The following is a 15,256-nucleotide window of genomic DNA, read 5'->3' on the forward strand; positions in this document are numbered from 1 at the left end:
GGGGAGCAGAGCAAGAACCCCGCTCCCCTCCGCTGGGAGGCGCTAGATCTTGAAGATCCGGCGACGGGTTCCCTCGAGACGCTGAAGAATGGCGTCCCGGCGCTCCGGCTTGGCCATGAATTCCTGGAAGCCGACCAGGCCGGCCTGGGCCATGTCGGGATCAGTATCGCGGTCGTAATATTGCGACGTGCCGGCCACCGTCTTCAGGCTTTCCACAGCCGCGTTGACCAGCGGGTCCTTGCTGGCCGGAAGGTCGTTGCGCGGCGGAACGTTGCCGCCGGGTTCCAGATAGGGGCCGAAATTTTCCGGCTGGTAGAAGAAGGCGAGGAACTCGCGGGCACCCGCCTTGTTCTTGGCGTTGGCCGGGATGTGGACCGAATTGACCGAGAATTCTTCGTAGCGGTCGAGGGCGCCGTCAATCTTCGGGAAAGGGGCGAATGTCAGCTGCTCGAGATCCTGCTCAGGGAAAGTAGCTTTCACGAAGGCACCGAGGTTCATCATGCCGGCCTTCTTCTGGGCGAGGAAGGCGCCGGCCTCCTGCCAGCCGAACGACGTCTGATCCGGTGTGAAGAAACCCTGCTTGATCAGCTCTTCCCAGTGGTCGAAAACAGGCGTCAGCGCCGGGTCGGTGTAAGCCATCTTGCCATTCATCAAGGCAAAGTGCTTGTCGAGACCGTTGATCCGCAGGTTCATCTGGTCGAACCATCCGGCCGCCGGCCAGAGTTCCTTGGTGCCGATGCTGACGGGAATAAGGCCGGCAGCCTTGGACTTCTGGCCGTAAGCAAGGAATTCGTCCCAGGTCGCCGGCACCGTCAGTCCGTGCTCGGCAAAGACGTCCTTGCGATAGAACATGCCCCACATCGTGCCGCCAGTCGGCAGGCCATACTGCTTGCCGTCGACAGTGACGGCACCGGTCGTGGCACCCAGCACGTCCTTGTACTTTTCCTTCTCGAACAGATCCGAAATGTCGTCGAACAGGCCGCGAGTGACGAAGGCGCGCATGCGGTTTCCGGAGAACCAGAAGCAGACATCCGGCGCGCCGGCGACAAGGTAGTTGCGGATCGCGGTCTTGTGGGCCTCGTGATCCATATTGTTGATCACAACCTTGGTGCCGGACTGCTTCTCGAAGTCGGCCGCGATGCGCCGCAAGATCCGCAGCGCATCGGCATTGTTTTCGTCGGAAATGATGGTGACTTCGCTCGACTGGCTGAGTGCCGGCATCGGGAAGCCCGCGAGGGCTCCAGCGGAAATCCCCCCAGCTCCCTTCAGGAAATTGCGCCGCGTCGACGGCTTTTCAATCCACTTGAACGTCATTGTTACTCCTCCCGTGTTGTCAATTCTCTACTGGCACACCGGCCGGCGCGGTTGTTCTTCTCAACGGCACGGCTCACCTCCCGGGCAAGGGAATATGCTTGCCCGCTCCTTCAGAGGGCGGTGACATTGCTAACCGGATTAATTTCGCTGACCCCCGGTTCGGGTGTTGAACAGTCGGGCAAACTTATGCATATGTTTTCTCGAGAGGCAATAATTAATTTACAAAATTAAGAAAGCGGATCCGTGAAGCTCAAGGGTGACCCGAGCACGACTCGGGCGATGAACCGCAGACTGATCCTCAATCTCTTGCGGCAGGAAGGAGCGCGCAGCCGGGCCGACATAGCGTCAGTTACCGGCCTTAGTCCGGCAGCGGTCACCTTCGTCGTGGCCGACCTCATCGAGGATGGCCTGCTGATCGAAGGCAAGACAGTCGTGGGCTCGGCTGGGCGCCGCCCTATCCCGGTGGATATCAACTATGCCAACGGCCTTGCCTTAGGTTTCAAGCTGATGGTCGGATCGGTCGAATGCGTGGTCACCGATCTTGCGACCAATCCGCTGGGCTCTCTGCGCGTCAAGCTCTCGGACAGCGATCCCGACCACATCATAGCGACCTTGGCCAAGGCGGTACCGGAGCTGATTTCCATTGTCGATCGGCCCGCTGCCAAGCTTGCCGGGATCGGCATTTCAATGCCTGGCGTCATAGACAACCAGAAGGCTGTGTGTATCCGCAGCAATCGCTACAACTGGGACAACGTTCCCCTTGGCCCGATGCTGGCCGAACTGGTAGACGTCCCCGTGTGGCTTGAGGACGACACCAATGCCTATGCCATTGCCCAGCAACTCTTCGGCCTGGGACGCCAGCACCGCAATATGGCTGTGCTGGCGATCGGCGTCGGAATCGGCTGCGCGCTCGTCTTCGACGGCAAACTCTATCGCGGCGCGAACGGTGCCGCCGGCAAGTTCGGCCACACCTCATATGAGGAGAACGGCCGCCTTTGCGAGTGCGGAAAGCGCGGCTGCTTGATGGCCTATTACGCCGAGCCGGCGATCCTGCGCACCTGGCGCGAAGCCACGGGGCACAACGAAACGGATAGCAAAGTCAGCCTTATGGCAGCCTTGGCAGACCGCGAACCGCGAGCCGTCGCCATTCTCGAGGAAGCGGGACATGGCATCGGCCGGCATCTCGCCAATCTTGTCAACATCACCGACCCGGAGGTCATTGTCGTCGGTGGTGAAGCCGTGTCGTTTGGCGATGCGCTGTTTGGCCCAATGCGGCTGACGCTTGGGAAAAATACCTTTCGCGCGGCACCACCAATGCTGCTGGACTGGGAGGACAATTCCTGGGCAAGAGGGGCGGCTGCACTCGTGACGCAGAAGCTCTTTGATTTCGAAACATCTGCCGGCAACGCCGCTCCGCTTTCAAAGCCGGCCCTATGGTCGGCATAGGCGAGTGAAATAGACAGCCCTGCGCCTTAGGCCGCTCGAACGCTGCGCGCTCCACGCGCCCAGGCCGGCAGCCAATCGCCATGCGCAACCAGCAAATCATCGACCAGCGACCATATCTGGTCGAGGTCGAGCTCGGCCGCCGTGTGCGGGTCCATCATCGCCGCGTGATAGATGTGCTCGCGGTTCTCGGTCATCAGCGCCTGGACCGTCAGCTCCTGGACGTTGATATTGGTGCGGATCAGCGCGGTGAGCTGCACCGGCAGGTCGCCAATGAACGTGGGTTGAATGCCGGAGGCATCGACGAGGCATGGCACCTCGGCCGCGCAATTATACGGCAATGACGTGATGCAGCCATTGTTGCGGACGTTGCCGTAGATCACCGACGGCTCGCCGGTCCAGACCGAGTTCATGATCGAGGACGCATATTCCTTCGACTGCTCCACTTCGATCTTGTCAGCCGAGCGATAGGCTTCCGCTTGCCCCTTCCAGCGTTCGATCTGCTCGATGCAGCGCTTCGGGTATTCGTCGAGCGGGATACCGAATTTCTCGATCAGATCCTCGCGCCCGTCCTTGATGAAATAGGGCGTGTATTCCGCGAAATGTTCGGAGCTCTCGGTGACGAAGTAACCGAGGCGCTTCAGCATCTCGTAGCGCACCTTGTTCGGGCAGCGCGGATTCCATCCCGGCTTCGGCGCCCGCCCTTCGCTGTAGGCGCGCAGCAGATCCGGATAGAGATTACGGTAGGAGCCGTCCGGCTGGCGATGCTCGAACTTCAGGTAGAAGGCCATGTGATTGATGCCGGCCGAGCGGTAGCGAATCTCCTCGTAGGGAATATCGAGATCATGCGCCAGTTCCATCGCCGTACCTTGCACCGAATGGCAGAGGCCGACCTGCTTGATGTCGGGGTATTTCTCCGCGATCGCCCAGGTGTTGATCGCCATCGGGTTGACATATTGCAGCATGATCGCCTGCGGGCAGACCGCGAGCATGTCCTCGCAGATCTTCCAGAGATGCGGCACGGTTCTCAAGCCTCGCATGATGCCGCCAACACCGAGCGTATCGGCGATGGTCTGGCGCAGCCCGTATTTCTTCGGAACTTCGAAATCGGTTACCGTGCAGGGCTCGTAGCCGCCGATCTGGAAGGCGACGACGACGAAATCGGCGCCCGCCAGCGCCTTGCGCTGGTCCGAATAGGTTTCGGCTTTGGCCTTTACGCCAAGCGTCGAGATCAGCTTGCCGACGACGATTGCGCTTTCCTCGAGCCGTTGCGGATTGATGTCCATCAGCGCGATCGTCGAGCCGGATAAAGCCGGACGCTGCAATATGTCGCCGACGATGTTCCTCATGAACACCGTCGAGCCAGCTCCGATGAAAGCGACCTTGGGATTTCTTGCCACAACAACCTCCGGCATAAGCAATTAGGCTACCTCGAAAGCGGCTTTGACCAGCCGTTCGGTGTAAGCGGTCTTGGGATGGGACAGGACTTCGTCGACCGGCCCCTCTTCGACGATCTTGCCGTGCTGCATGACGATGACGCGGTGGCACAGCGCCCGCACGACCTTGAGGTCGTGCGAGATGAAGATGTAGCTCAGGCCCCGTTCGCGCTGCAGCTTGCGCAGCAATTCGATGATCTGCGCCTGGACCGAGAGATCCAGCGCCGATGTTGGCTCGTCGAGTACGATGAATTCCGGTTCGAGCGCGACGGCGCGGGCAATCGCAATACGCTGGCGCTGGCCGCCGGAAAACTCGTGCGGGAAGCGCGAGAGGATATCGCCGGGCATGCCGGCGCTGATCAGCGCCTCGCGCACGCGCTCGATCCGATCGTTCCTGGTGGCGCCCATGCGGTTGACGACCAGCCCTTCCTCGATGATCTGGCCGATCGTCATGCGCGGGTTGAGCGACGAGAACGGATCCTGGAAGACGACCTGCATGCGCGACCGCAACGGCCGCATCTGCGCGCGCGAACAGCCATGGATCGGCTGGCCATCGAAATAGATCTCGCCGCTGTCCGTGGTGTTGAGCCTGAGCAACGCCTCGCCGAAGGTGGTCTTGCCCGATCCGGATTCGCCAACGAGACCCAGCGTCTCGTGCCGTCGAAGGGTCAGGCTGAGGCTGTCGACGGCAACGAGTTCGCGCAGGTCCGGCCTCATGAACGTGCCATGCCGTAGCATGAAGGAGACGCGCACATTCCTAGCTTCAAGAATAACGTCGGCGCTTTCCGGCAACGGATTGGCCTGGCCGCGCGGCTCGGAGGCAAGCAGGTGACAGGTGTAGGGATGCTGCGGATTGGCGAACAGCTTCTCCGTCACATTGTGCTCGCGCATCTCCCCATGCTGCATGACGTAGACATAGTCGGAGAACTGCCGCACCACGGTCAGGTCGTGCGTGATCAGGATCACCGCCATGCGCAGTTTCTTCTGCAGGTTTCGGATGAGATTGAGGATCTGCGCCTGAACCGTGACGTCGAGCGCCGTCGTCGGCTCATCGGCGATCAGCACATCGGGATCGTTGGCCAGCGCCATGGCGATCATCACACGCTGGCGTTGGCCGCCGGAAAGCTGGTGCGGGTATTGTTTCAGCCGCGCCTGGGGCTCAGGAATCTGTACCTGCTGCAGCAGCTCGAGCGCTCTTGCTTCGGCCTGCCTGCGGCTCATCTTGCGATGCACCCGTATCGCCTCGACGATCTGGCTTCCGATCGTGTAGATCGGGTTAAGCGAACTCATCGGCTCCTGAAAGATCATCGAGATGCGGTCGCCGCGCAGTTTGCGCCGCGCACGCTCGGAAAATTTCAGGATGTTGGCCCCGTTGTATTCGACAGTCGATTTCGGCGACACGACTGCGCGCTTCGACAACAGTCCCATGACGGTGCGCGCCGTCACCGACTTGCCCGATCCCGACTCGCCGACAATGGCGATCGTCTCGCCGCGATAGAGCTGGAAGGAGATGTCCTTGACGGCTTCGATCATGCCGTGTTCGACCTTGAAATCGACGGCGATGTTGCGGGCATCAATGACCGGGTTTTCCGAACGGCCGTCATGGTCGAGCCGGACAGGCGGTGCGAAGGATTTGACGAGCGCGTGTTGCATCATCTCATGCTCAATAAGGATCGACCGCATCGCGCAGTCCATCGCCAAGCGCGTTGAACGCGAAGACGGTGACAAGCACGAAGCCGACCGGTGAGAGGATCCAGGGATAGGTGCCGATGACCGAATACGTCGCGGTGTCTTGCAGCATCAGGCCCCAGGAGATCAGCGGCGGCTTCACCGCGAAGCCGAGAAAACCGAGGAAGGATTCGAGCAGAACCACGCTGGGGATTGCCAACGTGACCGCAACGATCACGTGGCTCATCACGTTTGGAAAAATGTGTTGCATGATGATGCGGCTATCTGTGGCGCCGACCGCCATCGCCGCACGAACGTAATCAATCCGCGCCAGTGCCAGGGTCTTGCCGCGCACTTCGCGCGACATCTGCGCCCAGCCGAGTGCCGACATGACAACGATCACGAAGGCCAGGAAGACATTCGTCGGCGCCGTCACCGGAACCAGCGAGGTCAGCGCCAGATAAAGCGGCAATTGCGGAAACGCGAGCACCAGTTCGACGAAGCGCTGGACCCAGACGTCGAATGTGCCGCCGAAATAGCCCGACACCATGCCGACCGTCGTGCCGATCACGGTGACGATGAAGACCACGGTCAATGCGATCATCAACGAGATGCGCGAACCATAGATCGCACGAGCCAGCACATCGCGACCGAATTTGTCGGTGCCAAAGAAGTGCACCGGCTGGCCGTCGGTCGAGCCGAAGAAGTGCCGGTTCGCGGGAAGCAGGCCGAGCAGTCTGTACTCCGCTCCCTTGACGAAGAAGCCGAGCAGCCGCGGATGGTCGTAGTCCGGCCCGACGACGGGTTGGAAGGTGACCGGGTCGAGGTCTTCCGAATCCGCCAGGGCATAGACGCGTGGCTGGAAGACGAAGTTGCCGTCCTTGTCATGGAAGCTCATCATCTGCGGCGGGGCGAAGCCGACATCGGTCACCTTGGGATCCATCGGTGCGAAGAAGTCGGCAAACACCGCCAGCAGCACCAGAAACGCGACCAGGATGAGCCCGGCCATGCCGGTCCAGGACCGTTTCAGGCGGCGCCAGACGAGTGCGATGTAACTCTCATTGCCGCGCGGCTTGATCTTGGCCGGTTCCTCGGCAAGTGGCGGCAGCGAGGGCTCGAAAGCAAGCATCTCAGGACCCTGCATATTGGCGCACACGCGGATCGAGCATGACGAGCAGCATGTCGGCGATGATGTTGCCGACGATCAGCGTCGCCGACAGCACCATCATGAATGTCGCCGTGACATAGACGTCGCCGACCGCCATCGAGCCAACGATCGCCGGGCCGACGGTCGGCAGGGCAAAGATGATCGCGGTCTCGATCTCGCCGGTCAGCATATAGGGCAGCACGACGCCCTGATACATGACCAGCGGATGCAGCGCATTGGGCACCGCATGGCGCATCACGACCGCACCGCCGCTAAGGCCCTTGGCGCGAGCGGTTTCGACATATTGCGCGTTCAGCGTGTCGAGCAGATTGCCGCGCATCACCCGCATGTTGTAGGCGAGCCCGCCGAAGGTGGCGATGGCGACAACCGGCCAGACATGCCGGACGAGATCGACGAACTTCGCCCAGGACCACGGCGCCCCGCCAAATTGCGGCGAAAAGAAGCTGCCGATCTCGGAAACGTTGAACTGGAAGACCAGCAGATAGACGATGATCAGCGCCATCAGGAAGCGCGGCACCGTCATGCCGAGGAAGGAAATCGCTGACAGCGTACTGTCGATCCAGCTGTACTGCCTGGTCGCCGCCCATATGCCGAAGGTGATACCGAGGACCGAGGCCAGCAGATGGCACACCAGCGCCAGCAGCAGCGTGCGCGGCAGCCGCTCGCCCACCACATCGGCCACCGGCTTGTTGTAATAGAGGCTGTAGCCGAAATCGCCGCGGGTGATGATGCCGCCGATCCAGTTGAAATACTGGACGGGCAGCGGCTTATCGAGACCGTGTTCTATCCGATAGGCCTTGGCCTGCGCGTCGGCCTCGGCGAATGAGGCCCCGCCCTGATTGATCAACTGCGAGCGGATGTAGTCGGCATAGTCGCCCGGCGGCGCCTGGATGATGGCGAAGGTGACCAGGCTCAGAATGGCGAGGACCGGGATCGCCGACGCTATGCGCGTGAGCAGGAATCGCAACATCGGTCGGTCCGCTTCCTTGTCTGGCCGGTCGCTCTCTTTGAGCGTACGGAGGTTTGCTTTGTCCGGCCGCGCCAACTGGCGCGGCCGGAGTTCTCAGTCAGGGGAGGTAAACCTAGTTCATCGGGCCCTTGTCTCCGGGCTTGCCGGGAAGCTCTTCGGGGAACAGCTCGTACTTGGCCTGCTTGTCGGCAGCGACAAAGACCCGCTCGCGGACGATCGAATCCTCGGCCCAGTTGAACATGAAGATCGGCGTGCCCTGCGGGATGTTGGAGAAGCGTTTGTTGATGATCAGCGCGCCGGGATATTCCGTCAGGCCGACATTGTAGACGTGCTCGGTCGAGATCTTCTGGAACTTTCTCATCAGGCTGGCGCGCTCGTCATTGTCCGCGGACGAGACAAACTTGTTGACGATGTCGACGAGGTCCTTCTCGAAAGGCATCATATCGACCTCGCCGTTTTCCGGCGCACGATGGTCCCAGCTGGTTCGTGGACCGACCGGGGCCAGCTGATCGGTATTCTGGACGACGGAAGTCAGCTCCTGATCGTTGCGCCGTACCAGCCAGTCGAAGCGGCCGGAGTATTGCGAGGCATCGCGCTGGGTGCCGTTGAGTCCGTTCAGCACGATCCGCAGCCCTAGCTTTTCCATCTGGGCGACGACACCTTCGGCAAGGCTCTTGTCGGTGGTGTAGTCGTTGTTGACGAGCATCACGATCTCGACATTCTTGCCGCCGGCGGTACCTGCAGGAAAATTGACGAAGCCGTCGCCATCCGTGTCCTTCAGGCCTGCCTTGGCGAGTTCCGCCTTAGCGCCTTCGAGATCGAAGGGGTAGTAGACCGTCGACTTCCGGTCGTAGAAGCTCGTGCCCGAGGATAAGCCGCCCGGATAGATGGCAGTGAACGGACCCTTGACCAGCGAGTCGCCGAGCGCCTTGCGGTTGAGCGCCATGGTGACGCCTTTGCGGAAGTCCTCGTTGCGGTTCAGCTCGCGTATCGCCTGTCCGCGCTCGTCGGGGTTGCCCCAGCCATTGGCTGAGAAATTCATGCGCAGATTATAGCCGATCAGCCGCGCGCCGAACGCAAGCCGTGCCGGTGCGTCTTTTTGCGCCGCGCGCTTCAGCGAGGCGACGAAGTTCTCTGGCTGCTCCAGATTGGAGAAGTCGCCCGCCCCCGATACCGCCTGAACGTCGCGGTCGGCCCAGGTCGACAATTTGTAGTGCAGTTCATTGAGATACGGCAGCTGGTTGCCCTTCTCGTCGACCTTCCAATAGTACGGATTGCGACGCATGACGATGATGTCGTCGGGGCGGTATGCCACCGGCACCCAGGCACCCATCACCGGCATGTTCATATATTCCGGCGGGAACGCGTTCTTGAACTGCTCGTAGGTGTTCTTCGAATATTTCGGATGCTGCGGCTTGAGGATATGCGACGGGCCCGGACAAAAGGTGCCGTAAGCCATGGCGTAAAGGTATTGTTTCGGAAAGGCGTCCTTGAACGTCCACTCGACGGTGTAGTCGTCGATTTTCTTCAACGTCGTGCCGACGCCGAAGGTCTCCTGCGTCGCGCCGTTCAGCGGCGACACATTGGGGTCGATCACCTCGTCGTCCCAGTAGAACATCACATCGTCGGCGTTGAACGGAACGCCGTCCGACCATTTGGCGCCTTCGACCAGATGCATCGTCAGCGTGTGGCCGTCCTTCGACCAGTCCCAGCTCTTGGCGAGGTTCGGCAGCGGCTCCGTGTCCTTGGCCTCGACCTGGAACAGCGGCGCGGTGCGCGTCAGGCATTCGGAAAGGCCGATGTCGATACCGCCCCAGCCTTGCGTCTGGCCGGCGCCGTAGTTCCAGCCCTCCGGCCGGCCGCCGATGACATGACGCATCGTATCACCGTAGACACCGACGCCGTCCGGCATATTGCCGGTCTTGAAGACCAGCGGCTCCTTCGGCAGCCGGTCCTTGACCGGCGGCAGCTTGCCTGCCTTGACGTATTTGTCGGTGACCCAATCGGGTTCGTGGTATTCCGGAAGTGCCTTGAACTCCAGGATGGAGTCGCGCGCGACGTATTTGATCTTTCCCTCGGCGGGAAATTGCGCAGGCACCGGCGGCACGGTCGGCTCGGATGCATACGCGTTCAGCGCCGAGGCCGAGACGCTAAGCGCCAGCCCGGCGAGAATGCCAATGTTTCGAAAATTCCTCATCGTCTCTCCTCCCTGTTGTTCAGGAGCGCGTTGACGCCGCTCCATTTCTCCTCGAACGAATGTACAGACGGGTGCGGAAAATCCTCCCGAAAGCTTGCCGCGATCCGTTCTGGCGAAATTCAGACGGCCTGCTTGAGAGCCGTTTTTTCCGCACGCAATTCCTCGATCGAACGGACGTCGCGCCTTGCCGCACCGGCCCATTCGCGGGTCTTGATCCTGGATTTCGAAAGCCGTTCCTTCGCGGCCGGCACCGCATCGGCATATTGCGGCAGCCAGCGAGCCTGGGCGACGACCATTTCGTCCACCATTTGCCAAACCTCTTCCGGCGTCGAAACCGCGCCGACCAGCGGGTCGTGCAGGACCGCGAGCTTCAGCAGGTCGACATCGCCGGAGATCGCCGCATGAACCGACATGCGCTGGACGTTGATCGAGGAAATGCAAGTGGCGGCGCAGGCCTCCGGCAGCGTGATGCCGGAGGCCATGTTGATACCGAAGCGGTCGACGAAGCCGGGCGACTCGATGATCGCGTCCTGCGGCAGGTTGGTGATGATGCCGTTGTTCTTGACGTTGAAATGGCCGCGGTAAACGCGGTTCGTCTCCAGCGCCTCGAGAATGTGGCTGGCATGCTCGTTGGAGCGCTTGGCGGGGTCTATCGGCCTGGCGGCGGATTCCAGAAATTGCGGGAACTCCGTTTCGAACCAGTTGCGTGTTTCGGTCGAATAACGAAGGTAGCCGCCGGTCTCGCCGTGAATCCAGTCGGACATGTCGATCCAGCGGGTGATTTCGTCCGGCCGCTTGCGATACCAGGGCAGGTATTCGGAAAGATGGCCGTTGCTTTCGGTCGAATAGACGCCGAAGCGCTTCAGGACATCGATGCGCAGCTTTTCCTGCTGCGAATAGACCGGATGCGCCTCGAAGGCGGCAACCAGCTCGTCCTTACCGATCTTGCGGCCGTTGAGACGCAGGTCGATGAACCAGGTCTGGTGATTGATGCCGGAGCAGACGTAGTCGAGATCGGTGCGCGACTTGGCGCCGAGCACTTCGGCGATCTGGTCGGCGCCATGCTGGACGCCGTGGCAGAGGCCGACGGTATCGACCCTGCCATATTCGATCGCCGCCCAGGTGTTCATGGCCATCGGATTGGCGTAGTTCAGGAATTTCGCCCCAGGCTCGGCGACTTCGAGGATATCCTTGCAGAAATCGAGGATCACCGGAATGTTGCGCTGGCCATAGAGGATGCCGCCGGCGCAGATCGTGTCGCCGACGCACTGGTCGATGCCATACTTCAAGGGAATGCGGATGTCGTCCGCATAGGCTTCGAGACCGCCGACGCGAACGCAGCTGATGATGTAGCGTGCGCCCTCGAGGGCAGCACGGCGGTCTGTCGTTGCCGTAACCTTGGTCGGCAGCCTGTTGAATTCGACGACCCTGTCGAGGATCGACTTGATCATCTGGAGGTTGCGCTCGCTGAGATCGGTCAATGCGAATTCGACATCCCTGAATTCAGGAACGCACAAAATGTCGGTGAAGAGCTTCTTGGTGAACCCGACGCTTCCCGCACCGATGATAGCGATCTTGAAACTCATCAGCCTCACCTCGACCTGATCGAACGCTAGGGCAAAGGCGGCGAAAAGAGGCTGGCCCGCCTGCGACGCTATGCAGGCTGGAATCCAGCACTTCCTCCCATCCGCTCTTTGACCGCGGTTTCTTTTGCTTTTCTCGAGGGATTATGCGCCTTATTCGGCACGCGACCAGAGAAGGATTATGCTTTTAGGGGTAATTTTGTGCTGCGGAACTTGATCGACATCGGGCCGGCGGGCAGGACGGTATCGCTGCCGCGCGGGCGCCAGCGCCTACACACCATGCCGACAAGCACCGGCTATGAAGTGCGCGAGAACGAGGTCTACGACTGGGATGGGCGCAAGCGCGGCCTGACGCCGTTTACCGTGCTCCAGCATACGATCAGCGGCACCGGCCGATTGCGCTACGAGAACCGGAACTACCGCCTGCAAAAGGGCGACACTTTGCTGGTTCTCGTGCCGCACAACCACCGTTACTGGCTGGCCAAGGGCGAACGCTGGGAGTTCTTCTGGATATCGATGAACGGCGAGGAGGCACTGCGCATCCACAAGTCGATCCTTGCCGCCGTCGGTCCGGTGCTGCGGCTGCAGCCCTCGACGATCGATCATCTGGCTGATTGCAGTGTGCGCCTGATCACGGGCGCGGTCTCGCCGGGAGCCGCCTCGGCCGTCGCCTATGAAGCAGCCATGGCGCTCTACGACGATGTCTTCGGCTCGCATGCCGTCACCGACGACAAGAGCGCCATGCAGCCGGTCATCGATCACATCAGGGCCAATCTCGACAGGCCGCTCCGCGTTGCCGATCTCGCTGAGATCAGCGGCCTGAGCCGCGCGCATTTCTCGCGCTGCTTCGCCGAGAGCGAGGGACTTCCGCCCGCCGAATTCGTGCTGCAGCAGCGACTGCAGCTCGCGGCGAAGTTGCTGACGAAGGCCGATTTCCTGCCGGTCAAGGAAGTCGCCATCATGTGCGGCTTCGAGGATGCCAATTATTTTTCGAAGGTCTTCCGCCGCCTCTACGGCATCAACCCGACGCAGTTCCGCACCAACGGGATGTATGCCAGCCTGGGAACCGCCCGATAGCCCGATAGATTGGCACCGCGCTTGGCATCGGATGCGGGAACGCTTTTGCTTCCCCTCGGTTTAGGACAAGAGAGCCTGCTCGCCGCTGCGGCACCCCCGCTCTGGCGGAGATCAGGCCACAGATGTCAGGGAGTGATCGATGAACAACCCCGATCCGAACAACCCGAATCCACTGCCGGACAATCCCAATCCGGAGCCGGCCCGGCCGCCTGCCCCGCCGGAGACTCCGCCGGGAGAACCTCCAGGCGTACCCCCGCCCTCGCCGGATCCAATTCCGACGCCGGACCAGGAGCCGATCGGAGTTCCTCCCGGCACGCCTTCCGAAATTCCTTCGGAACCGACCTTTCCCGGGCCGACCGCCTGAAGGGCAGTCGGGTGGAGGATGGCAAGGGTGATTTCGGCGAAGCGCTCGAAACGGGTCTTGCCATGGAACGTTTTGCGCTGGCGCTCATTCACCCTTTCATCCTGGAAACCGGCGGCGGGCCCTGCAACCAAGGGAGGTTAAAATGAAAGTTGGCAACTGCATGACAAAGGACGTCGAGATCGCCAGTCCGCAGCAAACCCTGCGCGATGCGGCTGAAATGATGGGTCGCCTCGACGCCGGCGCAATGCCGGTGGGCGAGAACGATCGGCTTGTCGGCATGGTAACCGATCGCGACATCGCAATCCGCGGCGTCGCCCAAGGCAAGACACCTGACGCCAAGGTACGGGAAGTGATGAGCACCGAGGTCAGGTATTGCTTCGAAGACGAAGACGCAGAGGATGTTCTGCGTAACATGGCTGACCTGAAAGTGCGCCGCTTGCCGGTGCTGAACCGCGACAAGCGCCTGGTCGGCATCGTTTCGCTGGGCGACCTCGCCACCAACAGCGAGACGGCGACAGCAGGTGAAGCGCTGAGCGGCATCTCGCAACCCGGCGGCGAGCATTCGCAAACGATACACTGACGGCGCACCACCGGCCGGCCTTTGCTACGACCGAACCGCCGGCTGGATAGACGCCGGCCTGCCGGCGAAACTGTTCAGAGCGAACTGGACTGCAACCCGACGAGGAGCAAGCCATGATTACGATGAAGGCCGTCCGTATCCACGATTTTGGTGGACCGGAGGTTCTTTCGCTGGACGCGGTTCCGTTGCCTCAGCCGCATGACGACGAGGTCACGCTCAAGGTCTACGCGGCAAGCGTCAATCCCGTCGACTACAAGGTTCGCGAGGGCTCTTCGGGCGCGGATCTGCCCGTCACGCTCGGCCGCGACGTATCCGGCGTGGTGGAACTGTGCGGCACGCGGGCCCATACGCTGAAGAAGGGCGATCCGCTATATGCCATGCTCGGCAACGACCGCGGCGGCAACGCCGAATATGTCGTCGTGAAGGCAACGGAGGCGGCGGCGAAGCCGCAACGCTTAAGCCACGCCGAAGCCGCCGCCGTGCCACTTGCGGGCCTTACCGCGTGGCAAGGCCTTTTCGATCACGGCGGCCTCAAATCCGGGCAGCGGGTCCTTATCCATGGCGGCGCCGGCGGCGTCGGTCATCTGGCGGTGCAGTTCGCAAAGGCCGCGGGCGCGTTTGTCGCGACGACTGTGTCCGCGCAGGATTTCGATTTCGTCCGCGCGCTTGGCGCCGACCAGGCGGTCGATTACAAGAACCAGCGCTTCGAGGAGCTTGTCGAGGACGTCGACCTCGTCTTCGACCTGGTAGCGGGTGAAACACAGGACCGCTCGTGGGACGTGCTCAAGCCCGGCGGGACGCTCGTCTCAACGCTTTCCGAACCGTCGGCGGAGAAGGCCCGCCTGCATCGGGCTCGCGGCGTTTCCTATTTGACCAAGCCGAACGCGGCGCAGCTTGCCGAGATCAGCCGCCTCATCGACGCCGGGAAGGTCAGGCCATTCGTGCAGGCAATCTATCCTCTTGAGGAAGTCGCCAGGGCCGAGGAACAGCTCGAGAAGCAGCACACGCGCGGCAAGATTGTGCTTCAGGTAGCTGCCTGAGCACTCGCCGAACAACAGGCCGCGGGCCAGTTTGCGGAGTGCTCGGACACAGGCCGTTTTCTGCTGTCCAGAAGCCCGGCGGCCGAGAGTTTGACACAGGCCGGCCCGCCGGGCCTGGCCGGCTTAGGCAGGTGCCGGCTAAAGCAGCATGCGCCGGGTTTGCCGGGATGCGCAAATCAAACAAATCAAGGAGATGCAACGGATCGTGAGGCACGTCGCGACGACACCGTCGCACGGCTGCGATCAGTTAACTGCGAAGCGAAGGACATAGCGTTTACCGACAGGCGGGCCAGGTTCCTACCGGCCGCAAGCCGCAAAAACCGCTTCAAACTGTCGGAAACCGGCGATAGGTTCGAACCATGTCTCAACCCGCCAATATCTCGCGCGAAACGGCAGTCTCGCCGTGGCGCCACAAC

General features: G+C 61.5%; 12 protein-coding genes. 5 read left to right on the forward strand and 7 right to left on the reverse strand.

What is annotated here, in order from left to right; all coding sequences use genetic code 11:
• Nucleotides 1-42 precede the first annotated feature (42 nt).
• Nucleotides 43-1,314, reverse strand: coding sequence for an ABC transporter substrate-binding protein (locus tag NKJ81_RS21780; RefSeq protein ID WP_352473206.1), 1,272 nt, complete (start codon nt 1,312-1,314; stop codon nt 43-45).
• A gap of 243 nt (nt 1,315-1,557) precedes the next feature.
• Between NKJ81_RS21780 and NKJ81_RS21785 the strand changes: the two genes are divergently transcribed.
• Nucleotides 1,558-2,760 (forward strand): ROK family transcriptional regulator, encoded by a 1,203-nt coding sequence (locus tag NKJ81_RS21785; protein ID WP_352541686.1) that lies wholly within the window; start codon nt 1,558-1,560, stop codon nt 2,758-2,760.
• A 26-nt stretch (nt 2,761-2,786) separates the two neighbouring features.
• Here the strand turns inward: NKJ81_RS21785 and NKJ81_RS21790 are convergent, their stop codons facing one another.
• The 6 genes from NKJ81_RS21790 to NKJ81_RS21815 form a co-directional block, all read right to left on the reverse strand.
• Nucleotides 2,787-4,157, reverse strand: coding sequence for an alpha-glucosidase/alpha-galactosidase (locus NKJ81_RS21790; RefSeq protein ID WP_031211901.1), 1,371 nt, complete (start codon nt 4,155-4,157; stop codon nt 2,787-2,789).
• A gap of 21 nt (nt 4,158-4,178) precedes the next feature.
• Nucleotides 4,179-5,846, reverse strand: a complete 1,668-nt coding sequence (locus NKJ81_RS21795; protein ID WP_352541732.1) for an ABC transporter ATP-binding protein — start codon at nt 5,844-5,846, stop codon at nt 4,179-4,181.
• Nucleotides 5,847-5,856: 10 nt separating this feature from the next.
• Nucleotides 5,857-6,990 (reverse strand): ABC transporter permease, encoded by a 1,134-nt coding sequence (locus NKJ81_RS21800; protein ID WP_352541687.1) that lies wholly within the window; start codon nt 6,988-6,990, stop codon nt 5,857-5,859.
• Between the two features lies 1 nt (nt 6,991).
• Nucleotides 6,992-7,999, reverse strand: a complete 1,008-nt coding sequence (locus NKJ81_RS21805) for an ABC transporter permease (RefSeq protein WP_352452370.1) — start codon at nt 7,997-7,999, stop codon at nt 6,992-6,994.
• 112 nt (nt 8,000-8,111) lie between these two features.
• Nucleotides 8,112-10,196 carry an ABC transporter substrate-binding protein gene (locus NKJ81_RS21810; RefSeq protein ID WP_352541688.1) on the reverse strand — a complete coding sequence of 695 codons (2,085 nt, stop codon included), beginning with the start codon at nt 10,194-10,196 and terminating at the stop codon, nt 8,112-8,114.
• A 119-nt stretch (nt 10,197-10,315) separates the two neighbouring features.
• On the reverse strand, nt 10,316-11,782 hold the full coding sequence (locus tag NKJ81_RS21815; RefSeq protein ID WP_352541689.1) for an alpha-glucosidase/alpha-galactosidase: 1,467 nt from the start codon (nt 11,780-11,782) through the stop codon (nt 10,316-10,318).
• A 198-nt stretch (nt 11,783-11,980) separates the two neighbouring features.
• On the opposite strand from NKJ81_RS21815, the gene NKJ81_RS21820 reads away from it, so the two are divergent.
• The 4 genes from NKJ81_RS21820 to NKJ81_RS21835 all read left to right on the forward strand — a co-directional run bounded on the left by NKJ81_RS21820 (nt 11,981) and on the right by NKJ81_RS21835 (nt 14,840).
• Complete coding sequence (locus NKJ81_RS21820; protein ID WP_502895678.1) at nt 11,981-12,856, forward strand: AraC family ligand binding domain-containing protein; 876 nt, start codon at nt 11,981-11,983, stop codon at nt 12,854-12,856.
• Between the two features lie 375 nt (nt 12,857-13,231).
• Nucleotides 13,232-13,366: a hypothetical protein gene (locus NKJ81_RS21825; RefSeq protein ID WP_352501351.1), complete on the forward strand. Its 135-nt coding sequence runs from the start codon at nt 13,232-13,234 to the stop codon at nt 13,364-13,366.
• Nucleotides 13,363-13,800 carry a CBS domain-containing protein gene (locus NKJ81_RS21830; protein ID WP_352472517.1) on the forward strand — a complete coding sequence of 146 codons (438 nt, stop codon included), beginning with the start codon at nt 13,363-13,365 and terminating at the stop codon, nt 13,798-13,800. Before NKJ81_RS21825 ends, NKJ81_RS21830 begins: the two co-directional genes overlap by 4 nt.
• A 113-nt stretch (nt 13,801-13,913) precedes the next feature.
• A complete protein-coding gene (locus NKJ81_RS21835; protein WP_352449638.1) occupies nt 13,914-14,840 on the forward strand; it encodes an NADP-dependent oxidoreductase in 927 nt (308 codons plus the stop codon).
• Nucleotides 14,841-15,256 lie beyond the last annotated feature (416 nt).

This window comes from Mesorhizobium sp. M0018 (genome assembly GCF_040323955.1).
Lineage (GTDB): Bacteria > Pseudomonadota > Alphaproteobacteria > Rhizobiales > Rhizobiaceae > Mesorhizobium.